Here is a 15654-nt window from a genome sequence, read left to right on the forward strand (position 1 = left end):
CAAAGGGAATTCTGCCCGTCTTTAGGGCTGGATGCGCACCACAGACGTCGTCACCGCATCGAGCACGTCGAGCCGCGGCGTGACCCCGATGCCCGGCCCCGTCGGCACCGCCAAGTTCCCTTCGGCATCGAGCACGAACGGCTCGGTGAGGTCCTCGGCGTAATAGCGGTCCGACGCCGCCAGGTCGGCAGGCAACGTGAAGCCGGGGAGCGCGGCCACGGCCAGCGCCGCCGCCCGCCCGATGCCGCTCTCCAGCATCCCGCCGCACCACGCGGGCACCCCCCGCTCCACGCACACGTCGTGCACCCGCCGGGCCTCCCGGTAGCCACCGACCCGACCGGGCTTGATGTTCACCACCGAGCACGCGCCCAACTCCAAGGCCACCAACGCGTCGTCGGCCGACTCGATCGACTCGTCGAGGCACACCGGCGTCGCTATGCGCCGCGCCAGCGCGGCGTGCCCCAGCAGGTCACGAGCGGGCAGGGGCTGTTCGACCAGCACCAGCCCGAAGCGGTCGAGGCTCGCCAGGTGCTCGACGTGGTCACGGGTGTACGACCCGTTGGCGTCGACCTGCACCTGAACCCCGTCACCGAAGCGGTCGCGCACGGCCGCCAACGGCTCGACGTCCCACCCCGGCTCGATCTTCAGCTTCACCCGCCGGTACCCCGAGGCCACCGCGGTGCCCATCCGGTCGAGCAGGTCGGGCACCGACCCCGTGAACCCGATGGCCGCCCCCACTGCCACCCGCTGCTGGGTCGCTCCCAAGAACTCGGCCAGCGACCGCCCCTCGGCCCGCAACGACACGTCGAGCACGGCGCCCTCCACTGCCGCCCTGGCCATGTGGTGGCCCACGACCCGCACGCCCGCAGCGCCCGCCAGCAACGCAGGCGCGAAGTAGCGCTCGATCACCGCGTGCGCACCCTCGACGTACTCGGCCGTATAACCGGGCTCGCCCAACGCTGCGCACTCGCCCCACCCGTCGCCTTCGTCGGTGCCCACCCGCACCAGTAACAGGTCGCGCACCGACGTCGTGCCCGCCGCGGTGCGGAACGGGGTCGCCAACGGGAGCGCGACGCGGCGCAGTTCGACTTCCTCGACCCTCACGGCGCCTCTATGGAGGCTCGCGATGACAGGAAAAGCAACGTGATGCAAAGGAGTGGCGTCATCGGCTCCTATCATGCGACACGAACGTCATGACCGTAGACACGCAGCAGCCCACGCTTCGGGATCGGCTTCTCGACGCAGGCCGATCGGTGTTCGCCGATGTCGGCTACGCAGCCGCCACCGTCGACGACATCATCGACCGCGCCGCTGCCTCCCGTGCCACGTTCTACCGCTACTTCAAGAGCAAGGAAGACTTGTTCTGGGTGCTCACCGGCTCCTGTTTCGCTGATCTCAAGACGGTGATCGGCGAGCTGCGCACCGTCGATGCCGGCCCCGACGGGCGCCGGGCGCTCGAAGAGCTGTTCGCCCGTTTTGGGGAAGTGTTCGCCCGCCACGGCGGTGTCATCCGGGCCTACTTCGAACGACGGGTGGAGCCCGACTCCCCGCTGCAAGCCGAGGCGGCCAACGTGCTCGGCTCCTTCGTCGAGGCCGTGGCCGCTTCCATCAAGGAGAACGCCGCGCCGTCGGCCGTCGACCCCGAGCTGCAGGCGGCCATGCTCTTCCTCTTGCTGAGCCGCTCGTTCGAGTACGCCACATCCCGGTACTCCACGATCGACCCCGGCCGGCTGCCCTCGACGCTGGCGGCCATGGTGCACCGGGCCTACTACGGCGCCACACCAGAGGCTCCCACCACCCGCCTCCGCGTCGGCCGGCGTTAGGACGATTCGGCCGCAGCGCCGAACAGCGACCGATAGAGGAACTCGCTCAGCCCGTTGACCAGTTCGTCGAAGCCGACCATGAGGTCGCCGATGAACACGGCCCGGTTGGCCGCCTCGATCATGGCGTGCACGGCCAGGGCGGCCACGTTGGGGTCGACGCCCTCCGGCCTCGCCGCCCGAATGCGGTCGGCCAGTGACGTCGTCCACGCTCCCAGGTTGCTCATGGCGAACGACGCCACCTTGGGGTTGTCGAGGCTCGTCATGGCGTCGGTGATGGCGGCGAGCACAGGCCCGTGGCGTTGCAAGACGCTGCACACCTGCTCGACCCACTGGCGCACGGCGGCCGCGCCTTCGGGGCCAGGTTCGAAGGCGGGGACCGAAGTGAGCACCGAGTTCACCTCGACCTCGATCTCTTGGAGGATGGCGACGAGCAGGTCGTCCTTGTCCTCGAAGTACACGTAGAACGTCCCGTGCGAGGTGCCTGCTCGTTTGGCGACCCGCGCCACTCGCGCCCCGGCGTACCCGTAGGCCGTGAGCTCGGCTACAGCAGCATCGAGCAGCTTCACCAGGGTGCGGCGCCCCCGCTCCCGAGTAGCTCGGGCGGCCGACGCTCGTGGCCACCGGTTTTCAGCTGCATCGTCTGCACCGGTGCCCGCGTCGGTGCTGGTCAATAGAACCTGCCTTCGTCGATTGCGACGAAGGCAGGGTACTACGGAGGGGGCGCTCTACGGCAGCCGAAAAAGGCGGCCGGTCGACGCCGGCTACGCGGGAAGCGACGCCGACCGGCCTATTTCTGCGACGCGGGGGGCACGTCGCAGAAACCTGTCCGAGCACCAAGCTCGGAAGCTTGGAACTCAAGTTAGTTGAATACTACGTCTCACGACCGTTCATGTCCAATCAAGAAGGAAATTCTGATCGGGACACTCTGCTTTGAGACACTTCTATCATATCTTTGCCCGCGAACCGCGCACCCCAATCGCCCGGGGGTCGCGTCGCTCTTCTCCTGGTAACGGTAACGCTGTTTTGCGGTCTACGCAGGCGGTACCCCATTTCTTCGCATGAAGACAGAAGGTATCCTCCCTTCGGACGCGGCCGCGGGGGCGAAAGGTCGGTGGGCACGATGCAGGTCGACGACGGGCGTCACGCTTGCTGCTACTACGACGACGACGCTCAGCGCGACGTCGTCGTGGGGCAGTTCCTGGCCGACGGCGTGGCTCGGCATCAGCGGCTGCTGTACCTCTCCGACGGCACGGCGCCCGAGGTCGTGGCCCGCCTGCTCGACGCCCGTGGCATCGACAGCGCCGCCTTGCTGCGCTCCGGTGGCTTGGCCGTGGAGCCGGCTGCGACCGCGTACCTGGCGGGGGGCACCTTCGACCCCGACGACGTCAAGGACCTGGTGCGCGTACGGGTGCACGACGCCTTGGCTGCGGGCTACGCCGGCTTGCGGGTCACCGCCGAGATGGGTTGGGCGACCCGCGGCGCGCCCGGCACCGAGCGCTTGGACGAGTACGAGCGCGACGTCAACGCGCTGTTCGACGAAGGCTCCCTGGTCGGCTTGTGCCAGTACGACCGTCGTGTCTTCGACAGCGCCGCGGTGGCGCTGGCGTGTCATCACGAGGTGTGCGGCTCGGCGGGCTTCGTCGCCAGTCGGCGCAACGGCACCATGCGCGTGGCGGGCGAGGTCGACTTCAACGACAGCGACGTCCTGGCCGCCTGCATCGCCGCCGGCGACCTCGACGTCGACCTGGCCGACGTCGCCTTCGTCGACATCGCAGCCGTGCGCGCCCTCGTATCGGCGGCGCGCCGCCTGCCCGCCGGTGCCGCCCTGGTGCTGCGCAACGTGCCGCCCGTGGTCGAGCGGCTGTTGGCCCTCACCGGCTGGGGCGCCACCCCGCAGCTTCGGGCAGAGGTTCGACTCGCCCGCTGACCTCGCCGATCGAGGAGCGGATGGTGGCCACGTCGCCGTCCTGGAGGAACGTGCGGGTGGAGCCGTCGTCGAGCGTCAGCGGCCGCTCGCCCCGCCACGTCAGTTCGATGAGGCTGCCGAACGAGTCGGGCTCCCAGCCCGAGATGGTGCCGCTGGCGTAGAGGTCGCCGGTGCGCATGGCGGCGCCGTTGACGGTGGCATTGGCGACCAGCTGGGCTGGGCCCCACGTCAGCTCGCGGGCGTTGGTGCGAGAGACCACGGTGCCGTTGAGCTCCAGGGCGAGGTCGAGGTCGGGCACCCGCGGGCCGTCGACGCGCAGGTAGGGGTCGACGTCCTGGGGCGGCCCCTCTACCAAGGGGACTGCTGCGGCGGGGGTGACCCACGCCGAGACCGACGTGGCGAACGACTTGCCCAGGTGCGGCCCGAGCGGCTGGTACTCGAACGACTGGATGTCGCGGGCCGACCAGTCGTTCACGACGACGAAGCCGAAGATGTGGTCCCAGGCCTGCTCTGTGGGAACCGGGTGCCCGCGTTCGGAGCCCACACCCACGATCACCCCCAGTTCGACCTCGACGTCGAGCATGGCGGTGGGCCGCAGCGTCGGGCGTTCGTCGCCCGGTCGTACCGTTAGTCCCTGTGGGCGGTAGACAGGCTCGCCGCTGACGACCAGGGTGGCAGCCCGGCCGTGGTAGCCGACCGGCAGGTGGCGCCAGTTGGGGAGCAGCGGCTCGCTGTCGGGCCGGAACATGCGACCCAGGTTGGTGGCGTGCGACTCCGAGGCGTAGAAGTCGACGTAGTCGGCGGGCCGCCACGGGAGCACGAGTGTCACTTCGGCCAGCGGCGTCAGCAGTTCCTCGCGTGGCTCCATGTCGGCCAGGCGGTTGTAGGCCTCCCGCCACGCCGTGGGGCCTGCGGCCATGAAGGCGTTGAGGGCGGGCTCGGCGAACACGGGGTCGTCGAGCGCTCGGGCCAGGTCGACCACGTGGTCGCCGACGCGCCCGACGCAACCTGTTGTGCGGGTGACCCCGTAGGAGCTAACCCGCATCGAGCTTCTCCAACTGGTCGGCGTGCTCTTCGTAGTGGCCGACGAGGAACTCGTCGAGGATGCGGGGCACGTCCATGGCGCCCAGCTTCGAGTGCACGCCGTGGCGCCGCCAGTCCTCGGGCGACAACGACGACACCACGTGGGCCAAGCGGTCGAGCGCGCGCATGGCCGCCGTCAGGTGCGCCCGCCGCTCGTCGTGTCGGTGCCCGTCGATCCATCGCACCCGCGCTGGGTCGGACTTCACCCGGCCGAACGGCGCCCCGTCGGACGCCAGCACCTTGTCGAGCTCGACCAACCAGTAGCGGCCGAACTCGCCGATGTGCGCCCACGCCTGCCCCTCGTCCCACCGTTCGGTGCCGCCTGGGTCGGGATCGGTCAGCCCCCGCCGGGGAGTGTCGGCCAAGCGCGGCAAGCGCGCCCGCACGCCGTCGATGCGGTCGAGCACGGCCGCCACCCGGGAGGCGTGCGTGGGGTCGTCGGCCGGCGGCAAGCCGGCCAGGAAGCGGTCGTTCTCCTCGGGCGTGCCGATGGTGACGCGCATGCCTTCCGGGAACGGGCGGGTCACCACGCCGGGCACGTCCACAGTGGGCATCCACACGAAGTTGGCCTGCGAGTCGGGCGTGGCGTAGCCCAGCTCGAACAGCGCCCGCCGCACCCGAGTGCGTTCGGCCACCACGGCGGCCACCCGCTCGTGCAGCTCGTCGTCGGCCGCGAGCGAGGCCAGGGCGGCGGCCTGCGCCACGGCGTTGACGGCGAAGGGGATCAGCACCTTGTCGACCACGGCCACCACTTCGGGGTCGGCAACCATGTAGCCGATGCGCAGTCCGGCCAGTCCGTAGGCCTTGGAGAAGGTGCGCAGGACGACGACGTTGGGATGTGCCTTCACCCGGGCGAGGCCGTCGACGACGTCGTCGCGGGTGACGAACTCGCGGTAGGCCTCGTCGAGCACGACCAGGCACGTGGGCGGCACGTCGCCCAGGAAGGCGGTGAGCCCGCTGTCGTCGAGCGCCGTGCCGGTCGGGTTGTTGGGGTTGGCCAGCAGCACCAGCTTGGTCCGCTCGGTGATGCGCAGCGCACCGACGTCGATGGTGTCTCGCACCAGCGGCGCGGTCACCGCCTCGGCCCCGGCGATCGTCGTCATGATCGGGTACGCCTCGAACGACCGCCACCCGAAGGCGACCTCGTCACCGGGGCCGGCGTAGGCCAGGCACAGCTGTTGCAGCAGACCCACGCTGCCGCACCCCACCGCAATGCACTCCGCCGGCACGTGCAGCCGCGCCGCCACTGCTTCGCGCACGGCGGTGGCGTGGTGGTCGGGGTACCGGTTGATGCGGGCGCCGGCGTCGGCCAGGGCGGCTCGCACCGACGGCAGCGGGTCGAAGGGCTGCTCGTTCGACGAGAGCTTGGCCGAGCCCTCGACGCTCCGGCCGGGCCGGTACGAGGGGAGGTCGGCGATGGCGGGGCGAGGCATGGCCTCAGAGATTGCCGCGGCGCTCCTGCTCGCGCTCGATGGCTTCGAACAAGGCCTTGAAGTTGCCCTCGCCGAAGCCGCCGGCGCCTTCGCGCTGGATGACCTCGAAGAACAACGTGGGCCGGTCGCCGAACGTCTCGGTGAAGACCTGGAGCAGGTAGCCGCCCGACTCGCGGTCGACGAGGATGCCGAGGCGCGACAGGTCGTGCCACGGGAGGTCGATGCCGTCGAGGCGGCGGCGGGCGTCCTCGTAGTAGCTGGGCGGGGGAGTGAGGAAGCGCACGCCCCGGTCGCGCAACGACGCCACCGAGCCCACGATGTCGTCGGTGGCCATGGCGATGTGCTGCACGCCGGGGCCGCCGTAGGCGTCGAGGTACTCCTGAATCTGGCTCTTGCGCCGGCCCTCGGCAGGCTCGTTGATGGGCATGACGATGCGGCCGCCGTTGTGTACCACGGTCGAGCGCAAGGCCGAGTACTCCGTCGAGATCTGGTCGCGATCGAAGTGCGTCATCTGCCGGAACCCGAAGGTGTCCTCGTAGAAGCGCACCCACCCCTCCAGCACGCCCTCTTCCACGTTGCCGACGATGTGGTCGATGGTGCGCAGCCGCGCCGGGTCGCCGATGCGGGGCTCGAACAGCCGCTCGGTGGTGAAGCCGGGGCCGAAGCCGTCGTAGGCGCTTCGGTCGACGAAGGCGTGCACGGTGTCGCCGTAAGTGGCGACCTCGGCGGTGACCACGATGCCGCCGTCGCCCCGGTGCTCGTGCGGCGGCGTGACCGGCTCGGCGCCCCGCTCGACGGCGGCCCGGAAGGCGTGCTCCACGTCGGGCACCTCGAAGCACAGGCGCTTCACGCCGTCGCCGTGGGTGCGCACGTGGGCCATGACCTCGGAGTCGGGCGTGAGGCCGGCGGTGACGACGAAACGGATGTCGCCCTGCTGGAGGAGCCAGCTGGTGCGGTCGCGCACGCCGGTCTCGGGGCCTGCGTAGCCGACGACGTCGAAGCCGAAGCCGGTGGCCAACCAGTGGGCGGAGGCTCGGGCGTTGCCCACCCACATCTCGACGGCGTCCCATCCCGTCAGCAACTCTGCGGGGGCGACAGTCGCAGCGGTGAGCGTCATGTCTCCGGTATGCCCCTCGATCCCCGAACTGTCAACATCAGCCGCCGTTCGTTAGGCAGATTGCCCAGTTCTCCCGAGAGAGGTAGACGAACTGCGTCCGTCGGGGTACGACAGGGCTATGGCCTACTCGCCGGTGACGGCGCTCGACGGAGCAGTGCGGGTCGAGCTCAGCGAGGACCACCCCGGCTTTGCCGATCCGGCCTATCGGCGCCGGCGCGACGACCTGGCGGCGTTGGCCCTCGACTACCAGCCCGGCGACCCCATCCCCACGCCGACCTACACCGAGACGGAGCACGAGGTGTGGCGCATCGTCAGCCGGGAGCTGGCGGTCAAGCACCGGGAGTACGCCAACCGGGAGTTCCTGGAGGCGGTCGAGGCGCTGGCCTTGCCCCGAGACCGCATTCCCCAGTTGCACGAGGTGACCGAGCGGCTGGCGCCGCTCACCGGGTGGAAGTACCTGCCCGTGGCCGGGTTGGCCCCGCTGTGCGACTTCTACGGCTCGTTCGCCGACGGCACCTTCCACTCCACGCAGTACATCCGCCACCACTCGGTCCCGCTCTACACGCCCGAGCCCGACATCGTGCACGAGGTGCTGGGCCACGCCAACCAGTTGGCCCACCCTGAGTTCGCGGCGTTGTGTCGGGTGGTGGGGCAGGTGGTGCGGCGGCTGGAGACGCCCGAGGCGCTGCTGTTCCTGTCGAAGGTGTTCTGGTTCACCTTCGAGTTCGGCGTGGCGTGGGAGGGGAGCGAGCTGCGGACGTACGGGGCGGGGGTCCTGTCGTCGTACGGCGAGCTCGACAACTTCCGCAAGGCCGAGATCCGGCCCCTCGACTGGGGCGCCATGGGGACACTCGACTACGACATCACCCACTACCAGCCGGTGCTGTTCGCGGCGCCGTCGATCCCGGCGTTGGTGGAGGAGCTGCGGGGGTTCCTCGAAGGCTTCGACGACGAGACGGCGTTGCGGTGGACGACCTCGACCGCCGCCTGATCGCCACGCTGGCGGCGCAGCCCCGGGCGGGGGTGCTCACGCTGGCGCGGATGATGGGCGTGAACCGCAACACCGTGCAAGCCCGGCTCGACAAGCTGGTGGCCCGGGGGATCATCACCGGCTTCGGGCCCGACGTGTCGCTCAAGGCGGTCGGCTACGACGTGCTGGCCTTTGTCACGCTGGAGATCGCCCAAGGCCGTACGCCCGACGTGCTCGACCACCTGCGCGACATCCCCGAGGTGGTCGAGGCCCACATGGTCACGGGCATGGGCGACCTGTTCTTGCGGGTGGTGGCCCGGTCGAACGAAGACCTGGCCCGGGTGATCAACCGCATCCTGGAGATCGCCGGCATCAACCGCACGACGACGCTGCTGGCCCTGTCGACCCCCATCCCCACCCGCACGCTCCCCGCCATCCAAGCCACCGCCGACCCCTGACCCTCGTTCTGGCACCCCGTTTTGCGGCGCCTGCGCAGCAAAACGGGGTGCCAGAGCGGGCGGCTTCGCAGCTAGGAGCGGACGTGGCGGGCGAAGCCGCGGGCCCCGGCGACCAAGGAGACGACCAACATGGCGGCCAACGCCGGGAAGACGGCGGCGGGCGAGAGGTGGGGGACGTCCGTAAGTGATGCCCGCAGGCCTTCGTTCAGGTACATGAGCGGGTTGAGGAGCACGAGCAACTGGACCCACCTGACGGTCGACAGCGAGCTCCAGGTGTAGAACACGGCGCCCAGGAACGTCAGCGGCAACACGATGATGGTGAAGAACAGCATCACGTGCCGGGCGTCGAACATCGTCCCGATGGCCAGCCCCAGGGAGGCGGCCAGGAGCGATCCCAGCAGCAGCGTGGGAACGAGCAACGCGAAGTCGACGTCGAGGTGCACCGGCGTAGCGGGCACGACGTATGCCAGGGGAAAGACCACGAGGGCGGCGATAAGCGACTGCGACGCCCCCGACAGGGCACGCGCCACGACGACCCCGGTCAGCGGCACCGGCGCCATGGCCCGGTCGTCGATCTCCCGGGTGAAGCCGATCTCCTGAACCAGTTGGAGGGCGACGGACTGAATGCCTTGCATGACCATGGCCAGCCCGACGACTCCGGACAGAAGCATGGCCGAGAACGCCTCTGCTCCCGCCGCGCCCCCGACTGCCTGCCCGATCCGCGGGAACAGGTAGGTGAACACGAACATGAGCATGAGCGGCTGCATCACCGTGCGCAGCAGGAAGGGGACGAACGTGCGCCGCACGACGAACAGGTCGCGAGCGAACAGGGCTGCGCACGACCGGGCGTAGGTCGGCAATCCCGCCCGTCGAGGCTCCGGGCTCAAGAGGATCACTCCCGCAACTCCCTTCCCGTCAGTTCGACAAAGACGCTTTCCAGCGTTCGCTCGACCACGGAGAAGTCGGTGACGACCGTTGCCGTGCGCTCTGCCACGGCGCCCACCAAGGCGAGAGGCGAACCATCGCGGACGAAGGAGAACACCACGCTGCTGCCGTTCACCGAGGACGCCGCGGCCACCCGAGGATCGTCGCCCAGTACGGAGGCGAACAGGTCGGCGTCGCCTTCTACCGCCACACGAGCCTCGACGCGGCCGCCGCCGTCCTTCAGCTCCGACGGCGTCCCCCGTACGAGTATCCGGCCTGCGTCGATGATGGCCACTTCGTCACAGAGCAGGTCGGCTTCCTCCATGTAATGGGTGGTCAGGACGATCGTGTGGCCTTCCGAGCGAAGAGTCTGCAGGACGTCCCACAAGGCCAGCCTGCTCTGCGGGTCGAGCCCGGCCGTCGGCTCGTCGAGGAACAGGACCTCGGGGTCGTGCAACGCAGCCCGGGCGATCATCAGCCGTTGCACCATGCCGCCGGACAGGAGGTGCACGTCGCCGCCCGCCCGTTCGGTCAGCTTGAACTGCTCCAGCAACCGGTCGGCCGCCCGCTGCGAGTCGCGTCGGCCCATGCCGAAGTACCTGCCATGGAACACGAGGTTGTCGCGCACGTTCAGCGAGCGGTCGAGGGTGTTCTCCTGGGGTACCACGCCGATGCGTCGTCGCACCTCGGCGGGCCGACGGGCGGTGTCGATCCCGCAGATCGACACGGTTCCCGACGTCGGTGCCACCCGGGTGGTCAGCATGCCTGCCGTCGTCGTCTTCCCCGCGCCGTTGGGGCCGAGCAAGCCGAAGATGCACCCTCGTCGCACGGCGAGGTCGAGTGAGTCCACGGCTCGAAGCCCGTTGGAGTACACCTTGGTCAACGCCGCCGCCTCGATGACGTAGTCGTTCACAGCGCCCCCTCGATCGACGCGGCGAGAGACAGCAAGAGGTCTTCGCGGCCCGGCGGGCCCACCAGTTGCACACCTACCGGCAAGCCCGTGGCATCTCTGCCTGCGGGCATGCTGAGGGCGGGTTGGCCGGTGACGTTGAAGGGCTGGGTGAACGCGATGTGGCGTGCCACCAGGCGGGTCACGGCGAGCGGGTCGCCCGGCGGGGGGTCGTAGTCGGCCAACGGCACCGCCGGCTCCGGCACGGTGGGCGTGAGGAGGATGTCGATGTCACCCTGACGCTCGATCACGGCTGCACCCCAGACGTGCACACGGGTGCGGGCTGCTTCGTAGGCCTCGGCCCCGACGGGCTCGGTCGGCGCAGCCAAGGCCCAGGTGTAGGGCTCGACGTCGGCTTCGCCGAGCTCGCGCCCCAGTGCCTGGGCGATGCGAGCCATGCGCGCCCGTGCACCGACCCGGGCAAGAGTACGCAGGGCGTCGAGGGGTGCCCCCTCGAACACGCCGGCGACCACGTCAAGGCGATGCCCGGCGTGGCGGAGCGCTTCGACGGTGCGATCCACCGCCGCAGCGCACGAGGGCGCGATGGGGCCGGCTTCCAACACGCCGATGCGCAAGGTGTGCGGCGGGCGTGTGACGGCCTCGATGAACGAGGGCGGCGTGGCGGCCGGGTGATAGAGCTGGCCCGGCACGGCTCCGGCCAGCGCGTCGAGGAGGCCGCCCATGTCGCGCACCGAGCGGGCAAGGCCGAACTCGACCGCATAGGGGTCGACGAAGTCGGAGGGCAACGGCATGCGTCCCCGGGACGGCTTGAGCCCGTACACGCCACACCAAGCGGCGGGGATGCGGAGGCTGCCCGCCAAGTCGTTGCCGTGGGCAAAGGGCACCGCACCCACGGCGACGGCGACTGCCGAGCCGCCCGAGGATCCGCCGGGGGAGCGCTCGGGGGCCCAAGGGTTGCGGGTCGGGCCGTTGGCGAGTGGCTGGGTGGTGGTCTGGAGCCCCAGCTCAGACGTCGCGCCTCGGCCCACGGCGATAAGCCCACTGGCGCGTAGGCGCTGCCCGAGCGGCGTATCGGCAGGCGACCGGTAGCCCGCGTTCCGCAGCACGCGGTTGCCCATGGTGAAGGGCATGCCCGCCTGGGTCGCCCCCAGGTCCTTGAGGAGGAAGGGGACGCAGGCGAAGGGGCCGGAGCGGTCGCTTCGGCGGGCGGCATCGACGGCTTCGTCACCGAGGTCGGCGGAAAGGCAGTTGAACCGTTCGTGGGCCTCGCGCGTCCGCTCGACTGCTTCGGTGACCGCTTCCACCGGGTCGAGGTCGCCGCGCCGGATGGCCTCGGCAAATCCGGTGGCGTCGGCGCCCTGGACCTCGTCGAGCAGCGTCATCGGGCGAGCTGGGTGAACGCATCGAAGAACGCGGTTGTCGCACCGATGACGCTCGACGGCGCGAACGTGGCTCCGTTGAACTCCGGCCGCGCCGGCCGGGTCCCTCCCTCGACGCGGAGCAGGCGTTCCACGTAGGCCTCGAGCGCGCCGGTCAGCGACGGGGCCGACTGCGCAATCGCCTCCTCGTAGCCCAGCGTGAGGTCGGTGACGTACAGCCACCCCACCGTGCCGGGCGGGATGGCCCATCCGACGGGCAAGGGCATGTCACCATGGCGGAAGCTGATCTCGGCGCCGCTGAAGGACCACTCGATGTCCAGCCCGCATGCCTGGATGTGCTCGAACAACGCCAACATCGCGGACCGATGGTGGGTGTCGAGCACGGCTAAGAAACGATCCTCGTCCCAGACCGGCTTGCGCATGTACACGCGCTCGAATCCGTCCTCTTCGCGTTGGTCGAAGACCGTGAAACCAGCTGCTTGATACAGGGCGATGTTCTCTGTCATGCGCACGTTGGTGTGAAGTCGAAGCTCGCTCACGCCGGCAGCCCGCGCCTGCGCCTCTGCGTGCATGAGAAAATGCACGCCCAGCCCCCGCTTCTGGTACGTGGGCGTGATCGCCGCGTTCTCGATGTACACATGGTCGTCGGCCACCTTGACCTCCAGCAGGCCGACGGTCGTGCCGTCCGCCACGAGCACGTGCAAGGTGCCGCGCTGCACGGCCTCGCCGTAGTCCTCGTACATGGGTGCCGGAGGTCGACCGAGGCGCTCGACGTATTTCTTGTACGCAGCCTCAGCTATGGCCATGACGCATGCGAGATCGTCTCGCGTCGCCTGACGCACATCTACAGATGCCTGGTCCACTCGTCTCTCCCTACAAGGCGTGTGCGACGAGGTCGCGGTACGCCGCGAACCCATCAGCTCGGAGGTGCTCGTACTCCGCCGGGATGTCGGGGGGAGCGACGGGGGGAAGGATGTGGGTGCTCGATTCCAGCGTTTGATGCCACTTCGCCTGCGATTCCGCCTCATGGGGCAGCCAAGGCCGTATGGCGCCGGTGTCCCATGTGAGCATGTCGTCGCAGAAGTCCACGCCGATTACGGCGCAGAAAGAGCGCAGCACCCGGGCGGGGTCGGCTCGAAAGCGGTCGCCGTCGACCACGATCGGCGCCTGTTGAAGATCGCCCGTCGTGCGATCGAAGAGTTGCTTCAACGGGCGGAAGCCGAACTCGTCGGAGGTGGCGTCCGGCTTGAGGCGCGACAACGATGCGATGACCGCAGCCGGGTGTCGCACGATGAACGTGTTCGTGATGCGGGCCAGGAAGTCGTCGTCGACGTAGGGGAGCCCTTGGAAGGCCAGCTCCTTGACGAACACGATCGGGGACGCCGTCGCCTCGATGGCCGCGACGACGTCCTTGCCCTCGGCAGTTCCCAGCCCGGGGCAGTCGCCGTAGCGGCGCGACCGGCGGGCAGGACCGAAGTAATAACAGTCGGTGAACGGTTCGTGCAGCACCGTCACTTGCGGATGCTGGGCGAACGCCTTCTCGAAGGCCGTAGACACCGATCTCGGCGTGCTCCACAAGACGATGATCCGAGGGCTCGTCATCGCGCCGTCGGCTCGAAGCTGGTCGTGCAGTGGAAACTGAAGATGTCGTCGTACGACTCCGGCCGCCAACACAGTTCATGGCGATCTCCGTGTACGGCTACCACGCCGGCGCGAGGGCGGATGAAGTTGGTTGCCCGTGACACCGAGTACGCCCCCGTGTCGTGGAGGACGACCAACTCACCCTCGGAGAGGTCTTCTGGGAGCAGGGCCCGATAGCTGAGGACGTCGCCCTCGTAGCAGAGAGGCCCGCCGACGAAGTAAGGCGCAGCGGGCCGGGCCTCGCCGACCACGGTCATCGCTCGCACCTCCCCGACCCCCGCGGTGGGGAGCAGGTTCAGGCCGCCGTCGAGGACAGCCCAGGCGCCGAGTGCCTGGCGCTTCACGCCCACCACTGTGCTCAGGAGGACCATGGCGTCCGACACCACGTAGCGCCCGGGCTCGCAGGCCAGCCGCAGGTCCGTCAGGCTGTGCTCGTCGAGGAGGTCGTTCACGCCCGCTACGAAGTGCTCCATGTCGAAGCTGCGCCCGGGACGCCGCAGCGCCGAGGCCTCGGCGGGCGCAGCACTCGAAACCCTCGGCCGGTCTATGCCGGGCACGCCGAAACCCCCGCCGATGTTGAGTGAATCGATCGGGTGGTCCCGCCGCATGCGGGCGGTGAACGCCATGACGGGGCGCAACGCGTCGAGGAACGCGGCTTCGTCGGTGATCTGACTGCCGAGGTGGCAGTGGACGCCGCGCAATTCGAGCGAGTCCGACGCAGCGACGCGCGCGGTGAGAGCGTCGGTGGCCGGGTCGCCCAGTGCCCAACCGAACTTTGAGCGGGCCGCTCTCCACTCGGCCGCCTGCGCATAGGCCGCGTCGTCGCTTCGGTAAACGTTGTGGCCCGGGTGCACTCGCAGGCCGACGCCCACGCGCTCGGACGAGGCGAACTTCTCGAGCAGCGTGATATCAGCGGGTGAATCGACGTTTACCCGGATCCCGAGGTCGACCGCCCGCCGGATCTCGTCGACCGTCTTCATCGGCCCGTTGAACACGATCCGAGACGGCTCGAACCCGCTGGCCAACGCCAACTCCAGTTCGTGGCCGGCCACCACGTCGGCGCCCCAGCCGTCGGCGGCCAAGCGAGCGCACACCAGCGGCAGGTAGTTCGTCTTCACCGAGTAGTAGACGTCGACGGGCGCTACGCACCGCTGCCAGGCGCGCCGGAATGCCGACGCGTTGTCCGCCAGCTTGGCCAAGTCGAGCACATGGACCGGCGTTCCGTACCGGCCCGCCAGTTCGCTCCAAGAAGGTGCGGTCCCTACCGTCATTGCGAGGCCTTGGCCAACGCGCCCGCCTCGAAGTCATCGCCGTACCGCCGGTTCTCCCACGAGTTGACGGCCACGATCCACAGGTCGCGGTACCCCCCTGTGTCGTCGAGGGCGCGCACGTCGGTGGCGAAGTGAAACATCTCCTCGTCGCGGTAGACGACGGCCTCGTTCTCACGTAGCACATGGGTGAAGAAAGGCTCGCCTGTGCCGCCGTTCGCCAACAGGTGCGTCTCGCCGCCTGCGATGTTGTGCCTTCGAAAGACCGCGACCATGCCGATCTCGTGGCCGTCGCGATGAGGGCCTTCGGGGACGGAGATGCCCGGCGTGTCTGCCGTAGCAACGACTCGGCATTGGTGGACGTTCAGTTGCCAGGCCCGCGTTCGGTCAAGGTCGATTATCTCGGCGGCAGCCTGGATCTGCGGGAACGGATCGATTCGCAGTGGTTCGAGGTGGCGGGGAATGCCACCTGCGAAAGAATTATACTGCTTTGACTGTATAAACGGGCGATGGGGCAACAACGTTAGAAGCCACGAGTGCCCCATCCATTCCAATTTGTACTGAGAAAACCTTCGGAAGCGGTGGTTGCCTCCGCAGTAAGGATCGACGGGAAGAGCGTCGAACTCCTCCAGTACGGAGGCCGACGGACGCGGCAACGAGATGATCTGAAAGCCTGCGCTCGCGAATGCCATTGAAGCCCCCCTTCTGAGACCGCCCCTGT

Annotated in this window: 16 protein-coding genes; 4 read left to right on the forward strand and 12 right to left on the reverse strand. The window is 69.1% G+C overall.

Annotated elements, in window-relative coordinates; translation table 11 throughout:
- Positions 1–21: 21 nt before the first annotated feature.
- Entirely contained in the window at positions 22–1104 is a 1083-nt protein-coding gene (gene menC / locus VM938_08070) for an o-succinylbenzoate synthase (protein HVF74990.1), read from the reverse strand.
- A gap of 89 nt (positions 1105–1193) precedes the next feature.
- Here menC and VM938_08075 point away from each other — a divergent pair, with 89 nt between their 5' ends.
- Positions 1194–1823: a TetR/AcrR family transcriptional regulator gene (locus tag VM938_08075; GenBank protein HVF74991.1), complete on the forward strand. Its 630-nt coding sequence runs from the start codon at positions 1194–1196 to the stop codon at positions 1821–1823.
- Here the strand turns inward: VM938_08075 and VM938_08080 are convergent.
- Complete coding sequence (locus VM938_08080; protein ID HVF74992.1) at positions 1820–2494, reverse strand: TetR/AcrR family transcriptional regulator; 675 nt, start codon at positions 2492–2494, stop codon at positions 1820–1822. The genes VM938_08075 and VM938_08080 overlap by 4 nt on opposite strands.
- A gap of 449 nt (positions 2495–2943) precedes the next feature.
- On the opposite strand from VM938_08080, the gene VM938_08085 reads away from it, so the two are divergent.
- On the forward strand, positions 2944–3750 hold the full coding sequence (locus VM938_08085) for an MEDS domain-containing protein (GenBank protein HVF74993.1): 807 nt from the start codon (positions 2944–2946) through the stop codon (positions 3748–3750).
- Here the strand turns inward: VM938_08085 and VM938_08090 are convergent.
- Genes VM938_08090 through hppD form a run of 3 tightly spaced genes read right to left on the reverse strand, consistent with a single transcriptional unit; the run spans position 3695 to position 7383 of the window.
- Positions 3695–4795, reverse strand: a complete 1101-nt coding sequence (locus tag VM938_08090) for a fumarylacetoacetate hydrolase family protein (protein HVF74994.1) — start codon at positions 4793–4795, stop codon at positions 3695–3697. The two genes, VM938_08085 and VM938_08090, sit on opposite strands and share 56 nt — an antisense overlap.
- Entirely contained in the window at positions 4785–6266 is a 1482-nt protein-coding gene (locus tag VM938_08095; GenBank protein ID HVF74995.1) for a histidinol-phosphate transaminase, read from the reverse strand. The genes VM938_08090 and VM938_08095 overlap by 11 nt, the downstream gene beginning before the upstream one ends.
- A 4-nt stretch (positions 6267–6270) precedes the next feature.
- Positions 6271–7383, reverse strand: a complete 1113-nt coding sequence (gene hppD, locus VM938_08100) for a 4-hydroxyphenylpyruvate dioxygenase (GenBank protein ID HVF74996.1) — start codon at positions 7381–7383, stop codon at positions 6271–6273.
- A 118-nt stretch (positions 7384–7501) separates the two neighbouring features.
- Between hppD and VM938_08105 the strand changes: the two genes are divergently transcribed.
- Together VM938_08105 and VM938_08110 are read left to right on the forward strand one after the other, a co-directional pair.
- Complete coding sequence (locus VM938_08105) at positions 7502–8374, forward strand: phenylalanine 4-monooxygenase (protein HVF74997.1); 873 nt, start codon at positions 7502–7504, stop codon at positions 8372–8374.
- Positions 8350–8811: an Lrp/AsnC family transcriptional regulator gene (locus VM938_08110; GenBank protein HVF74998.1), complete on the forward strand. Its 462-nt coding sequence runs from the start codon at positions 8350–8352 to the stop codon at positions 8809–8811. Before VM938_08105 ends, VM938_08110 begins: the two co-directional genes overlap by 25 nt.
- A gap of 71 nt (positions 8812–8882) precedes the next feature.
- Here VM938_08110 and VM938_08115 read toward each other — a convergent pair whose 3' ends face one another.
- From VM938_08115 to VM938_08145, 7 genes are read right to left on the reverse strand one after another with little or no spacing between them, the layout of a single operon-like run.
- A complete protein-coding gene (locus tag VM938_08115) occupies positions 8883–9707 on the reverse strand; it encodes an ABC transporter permease (protein HVF74999.1) in 825 nt (274 codons plus the stop codon).
- The gene (locus tag VM938_08120) at positions 9704–10648 is read right to left on the reverse strand and encodes an ABC transporter ATP-binding protein (protein HVF75000.1); all 945 of its coding nucleotides are present in this window, start codon (positions 10646–10648) and stop codon (positions 9704–9706) included. Before VM938_08120 ends, VM938_08115 begins: the two co-directional genes overlap by 4 nt.
- Positions 10645–12027, reverse strand: coding sequence for an amidase (locus tag VM938_08125; GenBank protein HVF75001.1), 1383 nt, complete (start codon positions 12025–12027; stop codon positions 10645–10647). The genes VM938_08120 and VM938_08125 overlap by 4 nt, the downstream gene beginning before the upstream one ends.
- Positions 12024–12941 (reverse strand): N-acetyltransferase, encoded by a 918-nt coding sequence (locus VM938_08130; GenBank protein HVF75002.1) that lies wholly within the window; start codon positions 12939–12941, stop codon positions 12024–12026. Before VM938_08130 ends, VM938_08125 begins: the two co-directional genes overlap by 4 nt.
- On the reverse strand, positions 12898–13626 hold the full coding sequence (locus VM938_08135) for a hypothetical protein (GenBank protein ID HVF75003.1): 729 nt from the start codon (positions 13624–13626) through the stop codon (positions 12898–12900). Before VM938_08135 ends, VM938_08130 begins: the two co-directional genes overlap by 44 nt.
- Positions 13623–14936 carry a hypothetical protein gene (locus tag VM938_08140; protein ID HVF75004.1) on the reverse strand — a complete coding sequence of 438 codons (1314 nt, stop codon included), beginning with the start codon at positions 14934–14936 and terminating at the stop codon, positions 13623–13625. Before VM938_08140 ends, VM938_08135 begins: the two co-directional genes overlap by 4 nt.
- Complete coding sequence (locus tag VM938_08145) at positions 14933–15625, reverse strand: 2OG-Fe dioxygenase family protein (protein HVF75005.1); 693 nt, start codon at positions 15623–15625, stop codon at positions 14933–14935. Before VM938_08145 ends, VM938_08140 begins: the two co-directional genes overlap by 4 nt.
- Positions 15626–15654 lie beyond the last annotated feature (29 nt).

This window comes from Acidimicrobiales bacterium (assembly GCA_035536915.1).
In the GTDB taxonomy this organism is placed as follows: Bacteria; Actinomycetota; Acidimicrobiia; order Acidimicrobiales; family JAHWLA01; genus JAHWLA01.

Coding starts and splice junctions, on each gene's coding strand:
- VM938_08075 (HVF74991.1), top strand. CDS start 1,194: ATGACCGTAGACACGCAGCAGCCCACGCTTCGGGATCGGCTTCTCGAC.
- VM938_08085 (HVF74993.1), top strand. CDS start 2,944: ATGCAGGTCGACGACGGGCGTCACGCTTGCTGCTACTACGACGACGAC.
- VM938_08090 (HVF74994.1), bottom strand. CDS start 4,795: ATGCGGGTTAGCTCCTACGGGGTCACCCGCACAACAGGTTGCGTCGGG.
- VM938_08095 (HVF74995.1), bottom strand. CDS start 6,266: ATGCCTCGCCCCGCCATCGCCGACCTCCCCTCGTACCGGCCCGGCCGG.
- hppD (HVF74996.1), bottom strand. CDS start 7,383: ATGACGCTCACCGCTGCGACTGTCGCCCCCGCAGAGTTGCTGACGGGA.
- VM938_08105 (HVF74997.1), top strand. CDS start 7,502: ATGGCCTACTCGCCGGTGACGGCGCTCGACGGAGCAGTGCGGGTCGAG.
- VM938_08125 (HVF75001.1), bottom strand. CDS start 12,027: ATGACGCTGCTCGACGAGGTCCAGGGCGCCGACGCCACCGGATTTGCC.
- VM938_08130 (HVF75002.1), bottom strand. CDS start 12,941: ATGGGTTCGCGGCGTACCGCGACCTCGTCGCACACGCCTTGTAGGGAG.
- VM938_08135 (HVF75003.1), bottom strand. CDS start 13,626: ATGACGAGCCCTCGGATCATCGTCTTGTGGAGCACGCCGAGATCGGTG.
- VM938_08140 (HVF75004.1), bottom strand. CDS start 14,936: ATGACGGTAGGGACCGCACCTTCTTGGAGCGAACTGGCGGGCCGGTAC.
- VM938_08145 (HVF75005.1), bottom strand. CDS start 15,625: ATGGCATTCGCGAGCGCAGGCTTTCAGATCATCTCGTTGCCGCGTCCG.